This is a genomic window from Guyparkeria halopsychrophila, assembly GCF_044582135.1.
GTDB lineage: Bacteria > Pseudomonadota > Gammaproteobacteria > Halothiobacillales > Halothiobacillaceae > Guyparkeria.
This window is the reverse complement of record NZ_JBDODP010000013.1, coordinates 45406-67317: the sequence shown is the minus strand read 5'-3', so window position 1 is coordinate 67317 and position 21912 is coordinate 45406. Positions and strand designations below refer to the sequence as shown.

Here is a 21912-nt window from a genome sequence, read left to right as displayed (position 1 = left end):
CGCGGGACTTTCTCACGAACCGAAAGTTAAACCCTTATGGCGTCCGAGCGACTCTCCCGGATTCGCAATTTCTCGATCATTGCGCACATTGACCACGGCAAGTCGACGCTGGCCGATCGCATCATCCAGCGCTGCGAAGGGCTGGAAGAGCGCGAGATGAGCGCGCAGGTGCTCGACTCGATGGACATCGAGCGCGAGCGCGGTATCACCATCAAGGCGCAGAGCGTCTCGTTGGACTATCACTCGCTTGACGGCGAGACCTATCGCCTCAACTTCATCGACACGCCTGGGCACGTGGATTTCTCCTACGAGGTGTCGCGCTCGCTTGCTGCCTGCGAAGGGGCGTTGCTGGTGGTGGATGCCTCGCAGGGCGTCGAAGCCCAGTCGGTCGCCAACTGCTATACGGCGATCGATCTGGGCCTTGAGGTCGTGCCGGTGCTGAACAAGATCGATCTGCCGGCCGCCGAACCCGACCGAGTCAAGGCCGAGATTGAGGACATCATCGGCATCGAGGCGCAGAACGCCGTCAACTGCTCGGCCAAGACGGGCGAGGGCGTCGAAGAGGTAATCGAGCGCCTGATCCAGCAGATTCCACCGCCGGAAGGCAACGAGGACGGTCCGCTAAAGGCGCTGATCGTCGATTCCTGGTTCGACAACTACGTCGGCGTGGTCGCCCTGGTGCGCGTCATCGACGGGGCGATCCGGCCCAAGGCCAAGATCAAGGCCATGGGCACGGGCGATGTGTTTACCGTCGACAAGACCGGCGTGTTCACCCCCAAGACGCTGGCTCGAGATGGGCTGCTCGCCGGCGAGGTGGGTTTTGTCATCGCCGGTATCAAGGACATCGACTCGGCCAAGGTCGGCGATACCCTGACAGACGCCGAGAACCCGGCCGACAAACCGTTGCCGGGCTTCAAGGAGATGCAGCCGCGGGTCTTCTCCGGCCTGTACCCGGTCGAGGCCGACCACTATGACGACCTGCGCGAGGCGCTGCGCAAGCTGCGTCTGAACGACGCGGCGCTGCACTTCGAGCCGGAAGTCTCGACCGCGCTGGGCTTCGGTTTCCGCTGTGGCTTTCTGGGGCTGTTGCACATGGAGATCATCCAGGAGCGGCTCGAGCGTGAGTACGACATTGACTTGATCACCACCGCGCCGACGGTGATTTTCGAGATCGAGGAAAAGGACGGTACGACCTATCACATCCACAATCCCTCTCAGCTGCCGGATCCGACGCTGATCAACGAGATCCGCGAGCCGATCATCGAGGCGCACATCCTCTGCCCGCAGGACTTTGTCGGGCCGGTGCTCAGCCTGTGCATGGAAAAACGCGGCGTGCAGAAGAACATGCTGTATTCCGGCAACCAGGTGACCTTGATTTTCGATCTGCCGATGGCCGAGGTGGTGCTCGACTTCTTCGATCGTTTGAAATCGGTTTCGCGCGGCTATGCCTCCTTCGATTACCACCTGGATCGCTTCGAGGCGGCCCGACTGGTCAAGATGGACATCCTGATCAACGGCGAGGCGGTCGATTCGCTTTCCCTGATCGTCCACCGCGACAAGTCCGAACAGCGGGGGCGCGAGCTGGTCGAGAAGCTCAAGGAGCTGATCCCGCAGCAGATGTTCGAGGTGGCGCTGCAGGCGGCCATCGGCGGCAAGATCATCGCGCGGACCAACGTCAAGGCGCTGCGCAAGAACGTGCTGGCCAAGTGTTATGGCGGTGACGTCTCGCGCAAGAAGAAGCTGATCGAAAAGCAGAAGGCCGGCAAGAAGCGGATGAAGAATATCGGCAAGGTCGAAGTGCCCCAGGAGGCCTTCCTCGCCGTCTTGCAGATGGACAACAAGAACTGATTGTCGCCACGCGCGACTCGATTGACCCAACGCGGAGCACGTCGTGGATTTTGAACTTGTCTTGGTGGTTGCCACCTTCGTCAGTGGCCTGATCTGGCTGATTGATCGATTGGTCTTTCGGCCCAAACGCCGTGCCCGCTTGGCGGCGGAAACGCAGCAGCTGGGTGTCGAGGCGGGCATCGGTGGCCGGGGGGCCCAGGACCACGAGCCGCTGCTGGTCGACTACGCCAAGTCGTTCTTCCCCATCCTGTTGGCCGTGCTGGTGATCCGCTCGTTCCTGTTCGAGCCGTTCCGCATCCCGTCGGGATCGATGATGCCGACGTTGCTGATTGGCGATTTCATCCTGGTCAACAAGTTCACCTATGGCCTGCGCCTGCCGGTGGTCAACACCAAGGTGCTCCCGATTGGCGAGCCCGAGCGGGGCGATGTGGCCGTCTTTCGTTATCCCCAACAGCCCGAGGTCGATTACATCAAGCGGATCGTCGGTTTGCCGGGGGATACGGTGCGCGTCGACGACCAGCGGTTGTGGATCAACGGCGAACCAGTGTCGCTGGAGACGACCGGGCGTTACGACGGCGATGCCAATCTCAAGCATGCCGGCCTGACCACGGCGGTCGAGACCCTGCCTGAGGACGAGCCACATCGGATTCTGATGGACACCGACCGCCGCTTGGGGGCCGCGGAGTGGACCGTGCCTGAGGGGCAATATTTCGTCATGGGTGACAACCGCAATCACAGCAATGACAGCCGCTTCTGGGGCACCGTGCCGGAATCGAATCTGGTGGGCAAAGCGGTTATGATCTGGATGCACTGGAACTGGCAGGACGGTGGGTTCGATGCCGGGCGCATCGGCCGCTCGATCGATACCGTGCATGCCGACTGACGTCAAACGAGGGAATGCCCCGTTCGTACCGACGGGCAAGGCGAGGATGAAGCAAATGGACAACAGCGTTTCGAAGGGCCAATGCCGTGGGCAGGTGAGCGGCCAAGCGGTCGGTGCCACCCGCCAGGGCGGCATGTCGCTGGTGGGGTTGATCATTGCAGCGATCGTGCTGGGGTTCGCGGCCCTAGTCGTGATGCAGGTCGTGCCGCTCTACATCGCCGATCAGAAGCTGACCACCATTTTCAAGAGCGTGGGTGAAGAATCCGCGGGAAGCCCGGGAGAGATTCGTCGCAAGATCGACAAGCAGTTGGACATCAACGAAGCCGACGATCGCTTCGACTCCAAGGAATTCGAGATTCGTCCGGTTACGGGCGGATACAGCGTCACCTACAACTACGAGGGGCGCGCCACCCTGTTCGGCAACCTCTCGCTCGTCGCCGAGTTCAAACATCAGACCCGTGTCAGTAACTAAAAGCTCCAATCCCCTGATCCGAGACCCGGACACCCTGGCGCAATCGCTGGGGCTGTCTTTCGATGATGCCGACCTGCTTTCGCAGGCGCTGCGGCATCGCTCGTCCGGAAAGTTGAACAACGAACGCCTGGAATTCCTGGGTGATTCGATCCTCAACCTCGCCATCTCGGACTACCTTTACCGTCACAAGCCGGAAGCGACCGAGGGGGCGCTTTCACGCCTGCGCGCCTCGGTGGTCCGTGAAGAGACCCTGGCCCAGGTTGCTCGCCGCATCGGGTTGGGCGACTACCTGGTCATGGGGTCCGGCGAATTGAAGAGTGGCGGTCATCGCCGTGATTCCATCCTGGCCGACGCGCTCGAAGCGATCATCGGGGCCCTGTACCTCGATCAGGGCTTTGCACCGGCCCGCGATTGGGTCCAGGCGCTGTTCAATGGCGAGCTGACCTCGCTGCCGGATGCCCAGGAGCTCAAGGACGCCAAGACGCAGTTGCAGGAGTACCTGCAACGCGACCGGCAGGCGCTACCGGAATACGAGGTGCTCGAACAGACCGGGCAGGCGCACAAGCAGACCTTCGAGGTGGCCTGTCGGGTGAATGTCCGTAACGAACCGTTCGCGACCCGCGCCAACGGATCGTCCCGTCGTCGTGCCGAACAGACGGCCGCACGGCGGATGCTCAAGACGCTCCAGGAGCGTCACCAAAACAACTCCCCATCGGAGAGCCAGGCATGACCTCATCGCCCCGTTTCGGTCACGTGGCGATCGTCGGTCGTCCCAATGTCGGCAAGTCGACCCTGGTCAACCGGTTGGTGGGGCAGAAGGTCTCGATCACCGCCCCCAAGCCGCAGACCACCCGACACCGGATCACCGGGATCGTCACCGAGCCGCGCGGACAGATCGTGCTGATCGACACGCCGGGGCTTCACGAGGGTGGCCGGGATGCCCTCAATCGCCAACTCAACCGCACCGCGCGCAGCGCGCTCGAAGGCGTCGACCTGATCCTGTTCATGGTGCAGGCCGGTCAGTTCGGTGCCGAGGACGAGGCCGTACTGCGCCTGCTCTCGCATGTGGAGGCGCCGGTGGTGCTGTTGGTGAACAAGGTCGACCTGGTCAACGACAAGACCGAACTGTTGCCGTTTCTAGGCCGGATCGGTGACAAGGGCAATTTCGCCGAGATCTACCCGATGAGCGCCCGGCGTCGCCGTGGTCTCGACGGGTTGCTGGATCTGGTGTTTTCGTACTTGCCGGAAGGGCCGAGTGGATACGACGCGGACCAGGTCACCACTGCGCCGGTGCGTTTCATGACCGCGGAAATCATCCGCGAGAAGCTGGCGCGCTCGCTGCACGACGAGTTGCCCTATCAGACCACCGTGATGATCGAGCGCTTCGAGGAAACCGATCGCCTGGTCACCATCGGCGCGGTCATCTACGTCGCGCGCGCCGGCCAGAAGGGCATCGTGATCGGCAACCGGGGATCGCGCCTGAAGATCGTGGGGCAACAGGCGCGCGAGGCGATCGAACACCTGATCGAAAAGCGCGTCATGCTCGATCTCTGGGTCAAGGTGGCCGACGACTGGGCGGACGACGAACGCTCCGTGGCCGCGCTCGGGTACCAGTTGCCCGAATGACGCCGATCGGGTCGGTCGGCAAGGGCCGGTGACGTAGTGCGCGGTTTTTTGCTCCACGCCCGACCGTTCAAGGAACACGGCCTGCTGCTCGACTGGCTGACCGACACCCGCGGCTGGGTGCGCATGCGGCAGAATGGGGCGCGCCGAGTCAAAAAACGCGGCAGCCAGCGACCGCCCAATTTCGTCTGTCTCGAGGTGGAGACGGCCGGGCGAGGGGGGTGGCCGATACTGACCGGGGCCGAGCCGGTCGAGGGACTGCGTTTTCTGCGCGGTCAATCGCTGGCCGCGGCCTTCTACTTGCATGAGCTTATCCTCCGGGCCCTGCGCCCCGAAGAGGCGGTGCCGGGCCTGTTTCTCGACTACTGGAAAAGCCTGGCCATGCTCGATTCACCGGAGATGCCGGTGTCGGTGGTCGTGCGCCGGTTCGAGCGTCGCATGCTGGAACACCTCGGTGCCGGTCTGGACTGGGCCCGGGCGGCCGATGGCTTGCCGATCGAACCTGAGCGGCAATATCGCGTCGGCCTCCAGGGCGGTATCGTGCCCGGCAACGGGGCAAACACCGTCCCGGGCCGCCTGCTGCTTGCGATCGCTCGTGACGAGATGTTGGATGAGGCCGCTGATCGACGCCGGGCACGGGACCTGATGCAGGGATTGTTGGCCCCACACGTCGGCTCCGCACCCTTTCTGTCGCGAAGGCTGTGGCCCAGCGCCAAGGACTCGACTCGGGGACACGATGCAGGCGATCCCCTCAGGCCTTAGACTAATCCCCGCCTATATCGACTCGAACAACGCCCACACTGACTCCGGAAGCTGAAAACCATGACCAATCGCGTCACCGCCCAATATCCCTTGCTCGGTCTGAATATCGATCACGTCGCGACCCTGCGTCAGGCGCGCGGGACGCGCTACCCGGATCCGGTGCACGCCGCTTTGCTCGCCGAACAGTCCGGGGCCGACAGCATCACCTTGCATCTGCGCGAGGACCGTCGGCATATCCAGGATCGCGACGTGGCGATCTTGCGCGATCTGTTGCAGACCCGCATGAACCTCGAAATGGCCGCGACCGACGAGATGATCGAGCTGGCGTGCGTGCTCCGCCCGCACGACGTCTGTCTGGTCCCGGAGCGCCGCGATGAATTGACCACCGAGGGCGGCCTGGACGTGGCCGGGCAGATCGATCGCATCCACGCGGCCTGTGATCGCATGGGCGAGGCCGGCATTCGCGTGTCGCTGTTCGTCGATGCCGACCCGCGGCAGATCGATGCGGCCGTCGCCTGCGACGCGCCGGTAATCGAAATCCATACCGGCCACTATGCCAATGCCGCCGACGATCATGCGGCCCAGGAGCAACTTGACCTGATTCGAACGTGTGCCCGGGACGCCGCCGACGTGGGCCTGTCGGTCAATGCCGGTCATGGACTGCATTACCACAACGTCGCGGCCATTGCCGCGATCGAGCAGATCGAGGAACTCAATATCGGGCACGCGATCATTGCCCAGTCGGTCTTCTCCGGTCTGCCGGCCGCCGTGCGCGAAATGAAGACGCTGATGCACGCGGCCCGCTTCGGTCGTTCGGCAGACTGACCCGGTTTCGGTCGGACACTGCCTGCATGATTCTGGGTATCGGCACCGACCTGGTCGAGATTGCACGCATCAAGGCGGCACTCGATCGCCACGGGACCCGTCTGGTCGAGCGTGTCCTTGGTCCGGTGGAGCGTGAGCGATTGCCGGAACGCAACCCGGCCCCCTGGATCGCCAAGCGCTTTGCGACCAAGGAGGCCGTGGCCAAGGCCCTGGGCACCGGGTTTCGGGAGGGGTTGCGGTTGGTCGACATCCAGACGGGGCATGATGACTACGGTCGCCCGAATGTCTTGCTTGATGGCAAGGCCCGCGAACGTTTCGAACGGCTCGGTGGGGTGTCGATCGAGCTGTCGGTCAGCGACGAGCGCGCCTACGCCCTTGCCTTTGTCGTGATCAGCCGTTGATCGTGTTCCGTCGCTGGCGTTGATACACAGCGTCAAGAACGGCGATGGCGGCGGTAGCAACAGTGGGAATGAGCAGGTTGTTGGTCGTGCCCACCAGCCCCTGGGCAAAGACGGCCATGCTTCCACCGAGGACATAACCGCCGAGCAAGGTGAGCAACAGCCATCCCTGCCATGACCACGCCCGTCGACGAATCAGACGTGCCAGATACACCCCGAGATCGGTGGCGATGCCGGTGACGTGAGTGGTGCGTATCAGCAGGCCTCGGTAGCTGGCGACCAATGCGTTCTGCAGGCCACAGGCGATCGCGGCGGCTGCCAGGGCACCGGTGGCTTGGCCGAGAACGACGCAGATCACGGCGGTCGCCAGAAGCAACGATTCGAGTCCGAGGGCCCAGGCATAGCGTGAGCTTTCCGGGAATGGCCGTCGTCCGATCAATAAGCCCGACAGGGTGGCGCCGCCGATGAATCCGGTCAGGATGACCACGGCGGTAATGACCACCATCGGGTCGGCCAGCGCCATCCCTTCACTCAGGTGGGATGCCGTGCCGGTCATCTGGCTGACCGGCAGGCCGAAGGCCATCAGCATGACGCTGTTTATGTGACCGGCAAGCCCGGCCATGACGAAGGCGATCAGGAAAGCCTTCGCGGAGGCGGAATCGTCAGTCGAGCGTGGCGGGTAGGGCATCTCGGTTGCCGTCTCGTGTGGGTGAAGAGACGTAGAGGGTAATCCGATGACATCCCTTGATGTGGCCGTGGAATGGCCGTAGTATACGCCGCTTGTTTCTCCTGCCTGACCGTTCCGCATGCGGTAGGCTGCCTTCCATCCACAGGAGTTTTGATCCATGCGTCATTACGAAATCGTCTTCATGGTCCATCCGGACCAGAGCGACCAGGTCCCGGCCATGATCGAGCGCTACCGCGGCATCATCGAAGCTGCGCAGGGCACGGTCCATCGCCTCGAGGACTGGGGTCGCCGTCAACTGGCCTACCCGATCAAGAAACTGGTCAAGGCGCACTACGTCATGCTGAACGTCGAGACCGACCAGGCTTCCCTGGCCGAGCTTGAGGAAGCGTTCAAGTTCAACGACGCCGTGCTGCGCCACATGACCATCCGTTGCGACGAGGCCTACACCGAAGCCTCTCCGATGATGCAGGAGCGCGAAGCCGAGCGCCGTCCGCGCAATCGTGACGATGACAACAAGCGTGACGATGACAACAAGCGCGAAGAGCCTCGTGACGACGACAAGAAGTCCGACGACTCCAGCGAATAAGTTTCAAGAGGTTTGATCCATGGCCCGTTTTTTCCGTCGCAAGCGTTTTTGCCGTTTCACCGCCGAGGGCGTGAAGCACATCGACTACAAGGACATTGACACCCTGCGTCAGTACGTCACCGAAACCGGCAAGATCGTGCCGAGTCGTGTGACTGGTACCAACGCCCGTTATCAGCGTCAGCTGCAGACCGCCATCAAGCGTGCGCGCTTTCTGGCCCTGCTGTCGTACACCGACCGTCACTGATCGCGTCCGTCCCGAGCGTCTAGGAGTCAATATCCATGCAAGTAATTCTGTTGAGTAAGGTCGAGAACCTCGGCTCGCTGGGCGACGTGGTCCGCGTCCGCCCGGGTTATGCCCGCAATTTCCTGATCCCGTACGGCAAGGCCAAGCCGGCCACCAAGGCCAACATGGAAGAGTTCGAAGCGCGTCGCGCCGATCTCGAGAAGAAGGCCGCCGAAGAACTGGCTGCCGCCCAGGCTCGTGCCGACAAGATCGGTGAAGAAGCCAGCGTTACCATTCCGGTCAAGGCCGGTGCCGAAGGCAAGCTGTTCGGTTCGGTCGGTACCGACGAGGTTGCCGCAGCGGTCAACGAAGCCTACGGTATCGAGATGGAAAAGCGTGAAGTGCGGATGCCGGAAGGTGCCTTGCGCGCGCTGGGCGAGTTCCCGATCCAGCTGCACCTGCACTCGGAAGTCAACGTCGAGATCAACGTCGTGGTCGTCCCGGAGCAGTAATCTTGTCGAGCGGTCTTCTCGCGGCGCCTGCTGCCGCGTGACGATCGCCGATGTATAGCAAGGCCCGCCCTCGTCGAGGTGCGGGCCTTTCTTTTGCGCCATCGGGTAGGCAAATACGCCGATTTGAAATTGAGGAACCGCCTCGATCCGCGTGGTCAATGCCAGGTGCAGGGCGTATCATCGACACTTCCTTCGGGGAGTCCAAACCGGCCGCACAGACGTGCCGTAGTCGGACGCCCCTTGCGCCGTCACACCTTCTGGTACCCGAGATTCATGTCACTCCCGGACTACGATTCCGACAAGCCCAAACCCCGTCGCAGCTCGAATGCCACGGTCGGCTCTCCGCTGGCACTGCGGGTGCCGCCGCATTCCCAGGAGGCAGAGCAGGCGGTGCTCGGCGGTCTGATGCTCGATCCACTCGCCTTCGAGCAGGTGGGGGACAAGCTCACCGCCCCGGATTTCTACTTCCACGACCATCGGCTGGTCTTCCAGGTCATCGCTGAGCTGGCCGAGCGTAGCCAGCCTTTCGACGCCATGGTGGTCTCCGAGCGTCTCAAGACGCTGGAGAAACTCGAGGATATTGGCGGCAACGATTACCTGGGGGCCTTGGTCGATTCCGTGCCCAGTGCAGCCAATATTGCCGCGTATGCCGAGATCATCCGTGAGCACTCGCTGCTGCGCCAGCTGATCGAGGTGGGCACCGAGATCTCCCGCAAGAGCTACCAGACCGAGGGCCAGACGGCCTACGACGTGCTGGAGTTGGCCGAAAAGCAGATCTTCGCCATTGCCGACGAAGGGTCTCGTACCCGGCGCGGCTTCCAGAGCATCACCGATCTGTTGACCGTGGCCATGGACCGCATCGCCGAACTCTATGAGAACAAGGGTGAGGTGACCGGGCTGGCCACCGGTTTCAGCGACCTCGACGACATGACCACCGGGTTGGGCAAGGGTGATTTGGTAATCGTCGCCGGGCGCCCCTCGATGGGCAAGACCACCTTCGCGATGAACATCGCCGAGAATGTCGCCTTGTACAGCAAGAAGGCCGTGGCGGTCTTTTCCATGGAAATGCCGGGTGACCAGCTTGCCGTGCGGATGCTCTCGTCACTGGGGCGGATCGATCAGACCAAGGTGCGTACCGGTCGTCTGGAAGACAGCGATTGGCATCGCATCTCGGGGGCAGTGGGCCAGCTGAGCCAGACCAAGATTTTTATCGACGATACCCCGGCACTTTCGCCCTCCGATCTACGTTCCCGCGCTCGACGCCTCGCGCGGGAAGAGGATCTCGGCATGATCGTGGTCGACTATCTCCAGCTGATGCAGGTGCCGGGCTCCAAGGAGAACCGGACCAACGAGATTTCCGAGATCTCGCGCTCGCTCAAGGCGGTGGCCAAGGAACTGAACGTGCCGGTGATCGCGCTCTCCCAGCTCAACCGCTCGCTCGAACAACGACCCAACAAGCGACCGGTGATGTCCGATCTGCGCGAATCGGGCGCCATCGAGCAGGACGCCGACATCATCATGTTCATCTACCGGGAAGAGGTCTACGAGCCGGATACCGAGAAAAAGGGCATGGCGGAGATCATCATCGGCAAGCAGCGAAACGGCCCGGTGGGCACGGTTCCGATGACCTTCCGCGGCCAGAACACCCGGTTTGAGGATTTCATCAGCCCCGAGAGCGTTCCGGAAGCCTATCGGTGATGCGGCGTGCGCGACTGCTCATCGATACCCGGGCGATGCGCCATAACCTGGGCGTCGCCCGCCAGGCGTCGGGTACGCGCTCGATCTTTGCCGCGGTCAAGGCGGACGGTTATGGTCACGGCCTGCTGACGGCCGCGCGAGCGTTCTCGAAGGCGCAAACCGACGGGCTTGCCGTGGCCACACCGGGCGAGGGCGTCGCGCTGCGTGAGGCGGGGCTTGCCGAGCGCGTTCTGGTCCTGCAGGGGGCGCTGACAGCCGAAGAACTTGACCTTGCCGCCCATCGATCGCTTGAGCTGATCTTTCACGACCCGGCACAGCTGGACATGCTCGAGCGGCAGGCCGCGTCTTTGCCGGCCGGATGCATCCGCGCCTGGATCAAGGTGGATACGGGCATGCATCGCGCGGGATTGATGCCCGAGGACGTGCAATCGGCCCGTGAACGACTGACGCATTGCCCGGCGGTTGGCGGGACGGTCGGACTGATGACCCATTTCGCCCGCGCCGATGAGCCGGATAGCGCGCCCACCGAGCAACAGATCGAGACGTTCCGCTCGATCGCATCGGATTGGACGGGCGAAACAAGCCTGTGCAATTCCGCGGCCTTGCTGGGTGCGAGTGCGGCCGGTGGCGACTGGGTGCGTCCGGGCATCATGCTTTATGGCGGCAACCCGTTCATTTTCGGCGAGGCGGCCCAGCATCGTCTGCAGGCCGCCATGACCCTCAAGACCGTCCTGGTGGCCGTGCGCACGGTGACGAGCGGCGCGTCCGTCGGTTATGGCGGGCGTTTCGTGGCCCCGGAGACCATGCCGGTGGGGCTGGCATCGGTCGGCTATGGGGATGGTTATCCGCGTCACGCGCCTGATGGCACGCCGATCCTGGTCAACGGTCAGCGCAGCCAGGTGATCGGACGGGTGTCGATGGACCTGGTCACGGTGGATTTGCGTGGCATCAAGGCACAGGTGGGCGACGAGGTGGAGTGCTGGGGCAATGGATTGCCGATCGACCAGGTCGCCCAGGCCGCCGGCACCATCAGCTATGAGTTGATGTGCCAGGTCAGCGGGCAGTTGCGAGCCGAGGCAACGATTCTTAGCTAGGAAAGGACAGCAGCGGGACCTGCGGCAGGCGACGCGTCCCTCTGAGGGAGGTGGAGCCGGGCAGGCAATTGCCGTGTGTGGCCTCAGCCCTGCTCCTGCTCACGTTGAGTGAGCGCAGCGAGGGTGCGTTCGATTAACCCGACCTGCGCGTTTGGATGAGCCTCCAGGAGTGCCTCAAGCTGCCGTTCGCCTTCCACGAGGGCGACGAACGCGTGAGCCGTCGAGCCCTCGATGCCGGCTGCCCGGGCCGCCTCGCGCATCTCGTTCAAGGCCGCCAGGGCCTCGCGCTCCCCCCAGGTGGCGGCGAGGATCAAGGCGGCAATCTGCTCGGCGGCCTCGACTTCTGCCTGTTCGGCGACGCTGTCCAGCCACGTCGGGTCATGCGCGGCCCGTTCGATTGCCGCGAGGATCATGCGGTCTTCGTCATCGAGTTGCGATTCGTCGACCTTGGAATCCGACAGACGCGCCTTGATGGCCGCGGCCAAATCGTTCCAGCCATCTTCCCGGTAACTGTCGATGACCAGCATCGCGGCAGTGCGAGCCGTGGTGGAGTCGGGCGAGGCTAGCGCGGCGCTCACGCTCTCGATCAACTCGAGGTGTGCGGCGGCGACTTGACTGGAAACGTCTGTCATCTCGGCTACTCTTTTGGGCTAAATGGGCCGGGCCCGATTGGCCGGGCATGATCGACATGTCTTACATTGTATGCGGCCGCTCCGCGTGGGCGGCATCACAGGGTAAAACGCGTGGAGTAACGATGGAATACCGACGACTGGGCAATAGTGACCTCAAGGTAAGCGAGATCTGTCTCGGCACCATGACCTTTGGCGAGCAGAACACACAGGCGGAGGCACACGAACAACTCGACCATGCGGTCGCGTCCGGGATCAACTTCATCGACACCGCCGAGATGTATCCGGTGCCCCCACGCGCCGAGACCCAGGGGCGGACGGAGGAGTACGTCGGTTCCTGGCTGCGCAAGCAACGGCGCGACGAACTGACCATTGCCACCAAGATTACCGGGGCAGGGCGCTCCAGTCTCAACCACGTGCGTGGCGGTCCTCGCGTGACGCGCGAGCAGGTCCGGCAGGCGATCGATGACAGCCTGCAGCGGCTGCAGACGGACTACGTCGATCTCTACCAGATTCACTGGCCGGATCGTTACGTGCCCAAGTTCGGCCAGGTCTATTACGACCCCGATGAACGGTGGGAGAGCGAGTCGATCGATGACCAGTTGCGGGCGCTGGGCGAACAGGTCGAGGCCGGCAAGATCCGGTATGTGGGGCTGTCGAACGAGACGCCCTTTGGGGTGATGGCCTTCGTCGAGGCAGCGCGTCGACATGGTCTGCCGGTGGTCACCTCGGTGCAGAACGCCTACCACCTGATGAACCGCACCTTCGAGACCGGTGGCCTGGCCGAGGTCTGCAACCAGCTGGATGTGGCGTTGTTGCCCTACAGCCCGCTGGCATTCGGTCATCTGACCGGCAAATACCTGAACGATCCGTCTACTCCGGGACGAATCACGCGCTTCCCTGATTTCGGTCAGCGTTACGAAAAGCCCAATGCCACCGCGGCGACACGCGCCTATGTGGAGTTAGCTCGCGAGCACGGGCTGTCACCGGCCCAGATGGCAATCGCTTTCACCCTGCGTCGTCCCGAGGTCGCCGCGACCATCATCGGTGCTACGACGATGCGCCAGCTGGAGGAAAACATCCGTGCGACCGATGTTTCACTCTCGTCGGAATTGCTGGACGCGATCGATGTGATCGATGCTCGCTATCCGAACCCCACGGTCTGAAGGATGGCGAGGATGAGCGAAGAGTTGATCGCATCAATTGACGGCAAGTCGTTGTTCCGTGAGGCCTGTTTTATCGACGGGCAGTGGATTTCACCCGAAGATGTGGAACGTCAGGCGGTTACCAATCCGGCCAACGGCGCGCAGATTGGCACGGTCCCGCGATTGGGTCGCGAGCATACCCGGCAAGCGATCGAGGCTGCCAACCGGGCCTGGCCGGCCTGGCGGGAGCAGACCGCCGAGGCGCGGGGCGCGGTTTTGTACCGTTGGTACGAATTGATGCTCGAGCACGAACAGACCCTGGCGCGAATCATGACGATCGAGCAGGGCAAGCCACTGGCCGAATCGGCCGGCGAGATCCGCTACGGGGCCTCGTTTCTCAAGTGGTTCGCGGAAGAAGCGCGGCGGGCCTATGGCCGCACCATCCCGCCGGCCAAGGCGGGGCAACAGATTGTGGTGCTGCGCCAGCCGATCGGTGTCTGTGCGGCGATCACGCCGTGGAACTTCCCTTCCTCGATGATCACCCGCAAGGCCGCCGCGGCGCTCGCGGCCGGTTGCCCGATCGTGGTCAAGCCGGCCAGCGCCACGCCGTTTTCGGCACTCGCGTTGGCGGTGCTCGCGGAGCGGGCAGGGGTGCCGGCCGGGGTGTTCAACGTGTTGACCGGTTCGGCGAGCGAAATCGCGACCGAAATGACGGCCAATCCGACCGTGCGCAAGATTTCGTTTACCGGATCGACCGAGGTCGGCAGTGCCTTGATGCGCCAGGCGGCCGGGAACGTGCAGAAGATTTCCCTGGAACTCGGCGGCAATGCGCCGTTTATGGTCTTTGACGATGCCGATCTCGAGGCCGCCGTTGAAGGCGCGATTGCCGCCAAATTCCGTAACACCGGCCAGACCTGCGTTTGCGTCAATCGCTTCTATGTTCAGGACGGGGTGTATGACGCGTTCGTGGGCCGGCTCAAGGCCCGCATCGAGGACCTCCAGCTGGGCGACGGGATGAACCCCGATTCCGACGTGACTCCGCTGATCGACAAGGCGGCCGCCGACAAGGTGCTGGCACAGGTCGAGGATGCCACGGGACAAGGCGCCACACTGGTTTCCGGCGGGCGGCGTGATCCTCGCGGCGAGAATTACGTGCTGCCCACGTTACTGACGGAAGTGCGCCAATCGATGCAGGTGATGCACGAGGAGACATTTGGGCCGCTGGTGGCCGTGTCACGTTTCACCGACGAGTCCGAGGCGATCGAGATGGCGAACGACACACCCTTCGGCTTAGCGGCGTATTTCTACAGCGAGAACGTGCACCGGGTCTGGCGGGTCGCCGAGGCCATCGAGGCGGGCATGATTGGGATCAATACGGGCCTAATCTCCAACGCCGCCGCCCCCTTTGGTGGGGTCAAGGCATCGGGTCTGGGTCGCGAGGGGGCGAGCGAAGGGTTGGATGAGTACCTGGAGACCAAATACCTGCTGATGGGGTGAATAGGCTGATGCCCGATTGCTTCGCCATCGAGGCCGGCCAGTGGCGTGCGGATCGGGGAGCGGGCAGGCTCAGGCCATGGCGTTGAGGTTCGATCCGCTGTCCGATTGGTCGGCCGTGCGTTGATAGGCGCTGGTGGCGTCGCTGGCCCCGTTGTTGTCGCTGGTCCCGTTGTTCGTCGATGAAGGGTTTGTAGATGATCGGTTGTCGTCGCTTGCTGCGCCGGGGTCCATGCGGGCCTCGCTCTGGGCGCGATTACGTTCGGTCGTGGCCTGCGCGGCCACGGCGAGGTCGGTGGGTGAGGGCTTGGCCGGGGCCAACGCTGCGCGAATGACCTGCGCCATTTTGTCCGCGGTGGCGCGTGGATCGTCCGGGACGGGGGTGGTGTCGATCTGGACATCACCACCGACCGCATGGCGTTTCCCGTCCGGCCCCTGTTGGTAATCGTAGGAGCCACCGCGCACGAGATCGCCACCAGCCGCGCGATGGGCACTCTCATGGGTACGCACCTCGCGATCGCGCGCCTTGAGGTTCGTGAGCATGCGTTGTTCTTCGATCGAGGCCGCATCGGTCGCCACGGGCGAACGCACGGGCCGCCCCTCTTCGCCCTTTGGGTCGCCCTTCGGGCCCGCAGCCGGTGGTGTTTCTGTGGTTACCGCCGGCGCTTTTGGCCTGCCGATTTCCACCACACCGGCCGAACCGCCCGGCACAAAGCGCGGGGCGGGCGGCAGGCTGGGCAATGAGGCAGCGATCGGTGTCATGGGAGAGAGTGTGGAGTCCCGATTCAGATCAACCATTTATAGTCGCTTTGCGGAAGACCTGCAATGTTTGTTGGTGGGGAGGGACGTGAAAGGTGTCCCCAGTGGAGGTGTGTGCAGGGGGCGACGGAACCGCGTGATGCCCACACTGTCTCTACATTGCTCCGTGGTCAGCACGACTTGGATTCGTTCAAGCGGACGACTACGCTCTAGGGCAAGCGTTCCCACTTTTTCATCATGAGGATTACCGACATGGCACAGGCACCCCAAAAAGACAGCAACGAAGAGCTGGAAGCGGTCAAGGCCGATCTGGCGAAACTGCGTGGCGACATGGGCGATCTTCTCCAGGCGGTCAAGGAACAGGGCGAGAGCCGTGTGCGCCATGGCGCCAGCTGGGCACGCGACGAAGCCAAGGACGCCTTCGATGAAGGCCTGGACACCCTGAACCGGGGCTACGAGCAGGCACGCAAGCAGGGGGAAAAGCGCGTCGATGAGGCCGAGCAGCTGGTCGGTCGTCATCCGCTGACCTCGGTGGTTGCCGCCTTCGGCATCGGGTTCGTCATCGCCAAGCTGATCGACGGAGGCCGGCACTGAAAGCGCTGACTGATTACGTTCTCGCCCTGACCAACCTGGTCGAGGCCGAAGGGCGCGTGCTTCGCCAACAGGTCGGTCGCGTTGCGGTCGCCCTCGTGGCGGTAAGCGTGGTGGGCATCTTGGCGGTTGCCGGTATCGGGTTGGCATTGGCGGGCCTGTACCACTGGGTTGCCCCGATCTGGGGCGCGGCAGTTGGTTTTGCCGTGATTGCCTTGTTGTGCCTGTCGACTGCCGCCGCGTTGAGTTTCTGGGCCTACCGATGGTTGCGGTGACCACGGGGGCTCGGCGGCTGCAAGGGCGTGCCCAGCGTCCCGATCCGACCGCCTATCCGCTTGCCCGGCGTGAGCTCTCGCCATCACAGGAACTGGAAGAAGCCAAGTGGGCGTTATCTGGCTGCAGCCAGCGTCTGCAGGGTGATGTCGATACGCTCTGGGTGCCGGTGGCGGTCGGCGTGCAGGTGCATCCCTGGCGAACGCTCGGACTGGTGGTAGCCACCGGCGCGGCCTATGGCTGGATAGACGACGCAACACACGGTTCGCTGTCCCGGCTGGCTCTGAGGTATTTGCGAAGTCAACTGCTTGGCGGCGGTCTCAGGTAGCGATAACCACGTTCACGGGGGACCGCGGCAATGCCGCAGGACGAGAATCGGTCGGAGCCGGATCAGGCACTGGCCGTCGATGGGATACCACGCAATCTGGGCGATCTGCTGCAACGGATCGCGCAGGTGGCGGCTGATCGCGATAGGGTATCGCTCTCCGCGATCATGGATGCCTTGGGCACGCGTTCGTTCGGCCCGGTGCTGCTCCTGATCGGCGTGATCCTGGTCTCACCATTGAGTGGCGTGCCGGGCATGCCGACGGCCATGGGTCTGGGGCTGGCGCTGATCTCCCTTCAGTTGGTCATGGGACGAGAGGCATTCTGGCTGCCTGGTTGGCTGCTGAACCGTCACGTCTCGAGCAACCGTCTTCAGGACGCGCTGCAATGGCTGGACCGGCCGGCGCGTTTCATCGACTGGTGGTTGCGACCGCGGCTTCCCCTGTTGGCGTCCCAGGGCGGCGCGATCGTCATCGCTGTCGTCTGCCTGCTGTTGGCGCTGGCCATGCCGGTGATGGAAGTGGTGCCATTTTCGGCGACGGCCGCTGGGTTGGCCGTCGTGGCGTTCGGCCTTGCGCTGGTCGCCGTGGATGGCCTGTTCGTCTTGCTGGGTCTGTTCTATCTGCTGGCCGTCGGCACGTTGGCCGTCTCCGGACTGGTGGCGACGTGAGGCCGTCCGTTTTGCAAACGTTCTGGCATGGCGACCTGCAATCGACTTGAACGACAACGACGCGAGTCAGTCGTCCCGGACGCAGTCGATAAAGTAGCGCAGACCCTCGTCGGTCTCCGCGGCCACCAGTCCATGCACGTCGGTCTCGAACCCTGGTACCTGCTTATTGAAGTGGCGAACGAACTTCAGGTATTCGACGATGCGGGCATTGAAACGCTCGCCCGGCACGAGCAGGGGAATCCCCGGCGGGTAGGGCGTCACCAATGAGGCAGTGATCCGCCCCTCGAGCTCGTCGATGGGCACACGATCGATCTGCTTTCTCGCCATCTTCGACCAGGCATCCGCCGGGCGCATGGCCGGCTGGATATCGGAGAGGTACATCTCCGTGGTCAGTTTGGCGACGTCGTACTCCCGATAGACCGCGTGGAGCTTTTCACAGAGATCGCGCAGGCCGACCCGCTCGTAGCGCGGATGCTTGTTGACGAACTCGGGCATGATCCGCCACAAGGGCTGGTTGCGTTGATGCTCGTCCTTGAACTGCTGCAGGGCGGTCAGGAGCGTGTTCCAGCGGCCCTTGGTGATGCCGATGGTGAACATGATGAAAAAGCTGTAAAGACCGGCCTTTTCCACTACCACCCCATGCTCGGCGAGATAGCGAGTGACGATCGCCGCCGGGATGCCCCAGTCGTGGAAATCGCCGTCGACGTCCAGCCCGGGCGTAATGATGGTCGCCTTGATCGGATCGAGCATGTTGAAGCCGGTCGGCACCCGCCCGAAGCCGTGCCAGCGATCGTCCTCGTGCAGCATCCAGTCGTCGCGCGTGCCGATACCTTCCTCGGGGATTGAATCGGGCCCCCAAACCTTGAACCACCAGTCCTCGCCGTACTCGGCATCGACCTTTTTCATGGCCCGGCGGAAGTCCATCGCCTCGAAGATCGACTCCTCGACCAGCGCCGTGCCGCCCGGTGGCTCCATCATCGAGGCGGCCACGTCGCAGGAGGCGATGATCGCGTACTGCGGCGAGGTTGAGGAGTGCATCAGGTAGGCCTCGTTGAAGACGTCCTGATCGAAGCGCTCCTTGTTGCAGTCCTGCACCAGCACCTGCGAGGCCTGCGACAGGCCGGCCAGCAACTTGTGGGTCGACTGGGTCGAGTAGATCACCGAGTCCTCGCATCGGCGCCGATCGGCGCCGATGGCGTGGTAGTCACCGTAGAAGTCGTGGAAGGCCGCGTGCGGCAGCCAGGCCTCGTCAAAGTGCAGGCACTCGACGAACCCATCGAGCTCGTCCTTGATCTCCTCGACGTTGTAGAGAATGCCGTCGTAGGTCGATTGGGTAATGGTCAGGATCTTGGGTTGCTGATCCTCGACCTGCCCGGCGAATGGGTGTTCGGCAATCTTCTTCCTGATGTTCTCTTTCGAGAACTCGCTGCGTGGAATCGGGCCGATAATGCCGTAGTGGTTGCGCGTCGGCATCAGGAACACCGGGATGGCGCCGGTGAGGATGATCGCGTGCAGGATCGACTTGTGGCAGTTGCGGTCGACCACGACCACGTCACCCGGGGCCACGTTCGAATTCCAGACCATGCGATTCGACGTGGACGTGCCATTGGTGACGAAGAACAGGTGATCGGCATTGAAGATGCGCGCGGCGTTGCGCTCCGAGGCGGCCACCGGCCCGGTGTGATCCAGCAGTTGACCCAGCTCTTCGACGGCATTGCAGACATCGGCGCGCAGCAGGTTTTCGCCGAAGAACTGGTGAAACATCTGCCCCACCGGGCTCTTCAGGAAGGCCACGCCCCCGGAATGCCCCGGACAGTGCCAGGAGTACGAGCCGTCGGCGGCGTAGCCGGTCAGTGCGCGGAAGAAGGGCGGGGCGAGTGAGTTGAGATAGCTGCGCGCTTCACGAATGACGTGGCGAGCGACGAACTCGGGCGTGTCCTCGAACATGTGGATAAAGCCGTGCAGCTCCTTCAACACGTCGTTGGGCAGGTGCCGGCTGGTGCGCGTCTCGCCGTAGAGGAAGATCGGGATGTCCGCGTTGCGAAAGCGGATCTCCTGGATGAAGTTGCGCAGCTGGACAATGACCTCCAGCGACTCGTCCACCGACGCGTTGCCGCCGTGGAATTCCTCGTCATCGATCGAGATAACAAAGGCCGACACCCGTGCCTGCTGCTGCGCGAAGGCGGCCAGGTCCACGTAGCTGGTAACACCCAATACCTCCTCGCCCTCGGCACGGATGGCCTCGGCGAGCGAGCGAATGCCCAGGCCGGAAACGTTTTCGGAGCGAAAATCCTCGTCGATGATGACGATGGGAAAGCGGAAGATCATGGATGGTCAACCTCGGGATCCGCGGGTGGCTGTCTCGGCGAAACCAATGCCCGTTTGTCGGGTCGGAGAGAGTGCCGCACCAATGGCAAAACCCGGGGCAGGGCCCCGGGTGAAAAGATGGCTCCAAGTTTACAACAAATGCCCGGTAGCGCTGCGTCTCGCCGGATCGGTCGGCAGCCGGGTCGCCGATATGTCCCGGGCCGCTCGAGGCGCCAGGAAATGGGCGGTCAGCGTTCCGACGCGGTTCATAGAAAGGGTAACAGCGATGTCCAATCCATCTGAGCGCGAGGCAGAGACCCCCGATTCGGAGGGCAGCGAAGCGGAGCGGCTGGTCGAGCTTTTGCAGTTGCTAGCCAATATCCGCGAGGATGGCACCTCGGTTCGGTTGGGCACGGTACTGGATGTGATCGGTCGACGGTCGTTTGGGCCGATGCTCTTGTTGGCCGGGCTGATCACGCTCGCGCCGTTGATCGGCGATATTCCCGGCGTGCCGACGTTGATCGGCATCTTCGTGTTTCTGATTGCTCTGCAGTTGTTGCTTGGCCGGGATCACTTCTGGTTGCCGGCGTTTTTGCTCGAACGTCAGATCCGGCATCAGACGCTGAAAAAGGTGGTCGACTGGATCATGCCCACGGCGCGCTTCCTGGATCGTTTCCTGCGCCCGCGATTGACGTTCCTGGTAAACGGCGGAGCGCGCTACGGCGTGGCTATCTTGGCCTTGCTGGTTTCCCTGGTGATGCCGGCGATGGAGTTCATTCCGTTCTCGGCCAACGCCGCCGGCTTGACGCTGACCGTATTCGGACTCGCACTGATCATGCGTGACGGCTTGCTCGCATTGGTCGCGTTCGCGCTCACCGGGCTCAGTGTCGGAACGATTGTCTGGGCGTTGCTATGACGCCTCGCTGGACACAGCGGATCGGGCGCCGAGCAAGGGGCGCATCGCCACTACGCCCAGGGTCGCGCCGGGCAACAGCAACCAGCTGACGTGGGCGCCCAGGTCCTGCCACAGGCTGGTGGTGAGCGGAATGGCCAGTGCGCTCAAACCAAAACCGATGCTATTCATGATGGCGAGCGTACTGGCAACCCCGTCAGGCGGAGCATGGCGGCTGGCGAGCGCCGAGAACTGCGCGGAATCGGCAATGACCGCCACACCCCAGAGTAATAAGGCAATCAGGGCCAACCCGGCCGACAGGTCGGCGAGCCAGGGATAGAACAGGCAGAAACCGCCGGAGGTGGCCAGGGCGATCACCGCGACCCGGGCGCTGCCAAGATGACGTGCAACTCGGCCCGCCGCCACGCAGCCGATCGCGCCGACCCCGATCACCGCAAAGGCAAGCAACGACAGCATGGTGGCCGTGGCCTGCGGATAGAGCCCGGCGATGAACAGTGGTACGAGTACCCAGAAGGCGTACAACTCCCACATGTGACCGAAATAGCCCAATGCGGCGGCACGAAACCCGCGGTGGCGGAAAGCACGAAAGGCTCCACCCCATTGCAACCTCGGCGATCGTCCCAGATGCGGGCCGTCCCCGAGCCACGCGATCAGCCCCCCGCCCAGCAACGCCAGTCCCGAGGCAAACGTGATCACCCACGGCCAGGCGATCCCGAGGCTCAACCCTTGCAAAAGGTGTGGTGTGGCCGTTCCCAGTGTCAGCATGCCGACCAGCCAGGCGAGTGCCTCGCCGCGTCGTTCCGGCGCCCAGCTCACGATTAGTTTCATGCCGACGGGGTAGATCCCCGCCAGGGCGAATCCCGTGAGAAACCGGTAGAGTGCTGCCGTCGCAAGATCCTGAGAAAGCCAGGCGAGCGCCAGATTGGCGGTTGCCCCGGTAATCGTCGAAACCAGGAACACTCGGCTCGCGGCGAACCGATCGGCCAATCCCGATACGGCGAACAGCAGGGTGCTCAGGATGAAGCCCGCCTGCACGGAGGCGGTGAGGGTGCCGATCTCCAGCGGGGATAGGCCCCAGTCATTCATCAAGGCATCGCCTACGCCATTGGCGCTGAACCAGAGCGAGGTGCCGAATAGTTGGGCGAGGACGATGAGAGGGACGGGGCGGATCATGGGCGGTATCGTAACGGCAGGC

General features: G+C 63.3%; 25 protein-coding genes. 20 read left to right on the top strand and 5 right to left on the bottom strand.

The annotated features are described in order from the left end of the window. Positions 1-36: 36 nt before the first annotated feature. Genes lepA through acpS form a run of 8 tightly spaced genes read left to right on the top strand, consistent with a single transcriptional unit; the run spans position 37 to position 6814 of the window. Positions 37-1848 (top strand): translation elongation factor 4, encoded by a 1812-nt coding sequence (lepA, locus tag ABGV18_RS07290; protein ID WP_396585470.1) that lies wholly within the window; start codon positions 37-39, stop codon positions 1846-1848. Positions 1849-1891: 43 nt separating this feature from the next. After that, positions 1892-2731: a signal peptidase I gene (lepB, locus tag ABGV18_RS07285; protein WP_396585469.1), complete on the top strand. Its 840-nt coding sequence runs from the start codon at positions 1892-1894 to the stop codon at positions 2729-2731. Positions 2732-2786: 55 nt separating this feature from the next. Then, positions 2787-3203, top strand: coding sequence for a DUF4845 domain-containing protein (locus ABGV18_RS07280; protein WP_396585468.1), 417 nt, complete (start codon positions 2787-2789; stop codon positions 3201-3203). Continuing rightward, positions 3190-3933, top strand: a complete 744-nt coding sequence (gene rnc, locus ABGV18_RS07275) for a ribonuclease III (protein WP_396585467.1) — start codon at positions 3190-3192, stop codon at positions 3931-3933. Before ABGV18_RS07280 ends, rnc begins: the two co-directional genes overlap by 14 nt. Beyond that, positions 3930-4829: a GTPase Era gene (gene era, locus ABGV18_RS07270; protein ID WP_396585466.1), complete on the top strand. Its 900-nt coding sequence runs from the start codon at positions 3930-3932 to the stop codon at positions 4827-4829. Before rnc ends, era begins: the two co-directional genes overlap by 4 nt. Positions 4830-4865: 36 nt before the next feature. Next, the gene (locus ABGV18_RS07265; RefSeq protein WP_396585465.1) at positions 4866-5588 is read left to right on the top strand and encodes a DNA repair protein RecO C-terminal domain-containing protein; all 723 of its coding nucleotides are present in this window, start codon (positions 4866-4868) and stop codon (positions 5586-5588) included. Positions 5589-5648: 60 nt separating this feature from the next. Further along, positions 5649-6413, top strand: a complete 765-nt coding sequence (gene pdxJ / locus ABGV18_RS07260) for a pyridoxine 5'-phosphate synthase (protein ID WP_396585464.1) — start codon at positions 5649-5651, stop codon at positions 6411-6413. A 26-nt stretch (positions 6414-6439) separates the two neighbouring features. After that, on the top strand, positions 6440-6814 hold the full coding sequence (gene acpS / locus ABGV18_RS07255; RefSeq protein WP_396585463.1) for a holo-ACP synthase: 375 nt from the start codon (positions 6440-6442) through the stop codon (positions 6812-6814). Here the strand turns inward: acpS and ABGV18_RS07250 are convergent. Next, positions 6804-7499, bottom strand: coding sequence for a DUF1275 family protein (locus tag ABGV18_RS07250; protein WP_396585462.1), 696 nt, complete (start codon positions 7497-7499; stop codon positions 6804-6806). The genes acpS and ABGV18_RS07250 overlap by 11 nt on opposite strands. 157 nt (positions 7500-7656) lie before the next feature. On the opposite strand from ABGV18_RS07250, the gene rpsF reads away from it, so the two are divergent. The 5 genes from rpsF to alr all read left to right on the top strand — a co-directional run bounded on the left by rpsF (position 7657) and on the right by alr (position 11612). Then, the gene (rpsF, locus tag ABGV18_RS07245) at positions 7657-8085 is read left to right on the top strand and encodes a 30S ribosomal protein S6 (protein WP_396585461.1); all 429 of its coding nucleotides are present in this window, start codon (positions 7657-7659) and stop codon (positions 8083-8085) included. 19 nt (positions 8086-8104) lie between these two features. Then, entirely contained in the window at positions 8105-8329 is a 225-nt protein-coding gene (rpsR, locus tag ABGV18_RS07240; RefSeq protein WP_125198602.1) for a 30S ribosomal protein S18, read from the top strand. A gap of 35 nt (positions 8330-8364) precedes the next feature. Beyond that, a complete protein-coding gene (gene rplI, locus ABGV18_RS07235; RefSeq protein WP_396585460.1) occupies positions 8365-8820 on the top strand; it encodes a 50S ribosomal protein L9 in 456 nt (151 codons plus the stop codon). A gap of 273 nt (positions 8821-9093) precedes the next feature. After that, positions 9094-10518, top strand: a complete 1425-nt coding sequence (gene dnaB / locus ABGV18_RS07230) for a replicative DNA helicase (protein WP_396585459.1) — start codon at positions 9094-9096, stop codon at positions 10516-10518. Then, on the top strand, positions 10518-11612 hold the full coding sequence (gene alr / locus ABGV18_RS07225) for an alanine racemase (protein ID WP_396585458.1): 1095 nt from the start codon (positions 10518-10520) through the stop codon (positions 11610-11612). The genes dnaB and alr overlap by 1 nt, the downstream gene beginning before the upstream one ends. Before the next feature lie 83 nt (positions 11613-11695). Here alr and ABGV18_RS07220 read toward each other — a convergent pair whose 3' ends face one another. Then, the gene (locus ABGV18_RS07220; RefSeq protein WP_396585457.1) at positions 11696-12244 is read right to left on the bottom strand and encodes a hypothetical protein; all 549 of its coding nucleotides are present in this window, start codon (positions 12242-12244) and stop codon (positions 11696-11698) included. A gap of 122 nt (positions 12245-12366) precedes the next feature. Between ABGV18_RS07220 and ABGV18_RS07215 the strand changes: the two genes are divergently transcribed. Both ABGV18_RS07215 and ABGV18_RS07210 read left to right on the top strand, forming a co-directional pair. Then, complete coding sequence (locus ABGV18_RS07215; protein ID WP_396585456.1) at positions 12367-13407, top strand: aldo/keto reductase; 1041 nt, start codon at positions 12367-12369, stop codon at positions 13405-13407. Positions 13408-13419: 12 nt separating this feature from the next. Continuing rightward, a complete protein-coding gene (locus ABGV18_RS07210; protein ID WP_396585455.1) occupies positions 13420-14883 on the top strand; it encodes an NAD-dependent succinate-semialdehyde dehydrogenase in 1464 nt (487 codons plus the stop codon). Between the two features lie 69 nt (positions 14884-14952). Here ABGV18_RS07210 and ABGV18_RS07205 read toward each other — a convergent pair whose 3' ends face one another. Beyond that, positions 14953-15471 (bottom strand): putative metalloprotease CJM1_0395 family protein, encoded by a 519-nt coding sequence (locus ABGV18_RS07205; RefSeq protein WP_396585454.1) that lies wholly within the window; start codon positions 15469-15471, stop codon positions 14953-14955. 420 nt (positions 15472-15891) lie between these two features. Here ABGV18_RS07205 and ABGV18_RS07200 point away from each other — a divergent pair, with 420 nt between their 5' ends. From ABGV18_RS07200 to ABGV18_RS07185, 4 genes are read left to right on the top strand one after another with little or no spacing between them, the layout of a single operon-like run. Then, the gene (locus tag ABGV18_RS07200; protein WP_396585453.1) at positions 15892-16233 is read left to right on the top strand and encodes a DUF883 family protein; all 342 of its coding nucleotides are present in this window, start codon (positions 15892-15894) and stop codon (positions 16231-16233) included. A 56-nt stretch (positions 16234-16289) separates the two neighbouring features. Then, the gene (locus ABGV18_RS07195; protein ID WP_396585452.1) at positions 16290-16505 is read left to right on the top strand and encodes a hypothetical protein; all 216 of its coding nucleotides are present in this window, start codon (positions 16290-16292) and stop codon (positions 16503-16505) included. After that, complete coding sequence (locus ABGV18_RS07190; RefSeq protein WP_396585451.1) at positions 16493-16831, top strand: hypothetical protein; 339 nt, start codon at positions 16493-16495, stop codon at positions 16829-16831. Before ABGV18_RS07195 ends, ABGV18_RS07190 begins: the two co-directional genes overlap by 13 nt. A 30-nt stretch (positions 16832-16861) precedes the next feature. Then, positions 16862-17497, top strand: a complete 636-nt coding sequence (locus ABGV18_RS07185) for an exopolysaccharide biosynthesis protein (protein WP_396585450.1) — start codon at positions 16862-16864, stop codon at positions 17495-17497. Between the two features lie 66 nt (positions 17498-17563). Here ABGV18_RS07185 and ABGV18_RS07180 read toward each other — a convergent pair whose 3' ends face one another. Next, positions 17564-19825, bottom strand: a complete 2262-nt coding sequence (locus ABGV18_RS07180; RefSeq protein ID WP_396585449.1) for an Orn/Lys/Arg family decarboxylase — start codon at positions 19823-19825, stop codon at positions 17564-17566. Positions 19826-20090: 265 nt separating this feature from the next. Between ABGV18_RS07180 and ABGV18_RS07175 the strand changes: the two genes are divergently transcribed. Next, a complete protein-coding gene (locus tag ABGV18_RS07175; protein WP_396585448.1) occupies positions 20091-20720 on the top strand; it encodes an exopolysaccharide biosynthesis protein in 630 nt (209 codons plus the stop codon). On the opposite strand, the gene ABGV18_RS07170 is transcribed toward ABGV18_RS07175, so the two are convergent. Then, on the bottom strand, positions 20715-21890 hold the full coding sequence (locus ABGV18_RS07170) for an MFS transporter (RefSeq protein WP_396585447.1): 1176 nt from the start codon (positions 21888-21890) through the stop codon (positions 20715-20717). The two genes, ABGV18_RS07175 and ABGV18_RS07170, sit on opposite strands and share 6 nt — an antisense overlap. Between the last annotated feature and the right edge of the window lie 22 nt (positions 21891-21912).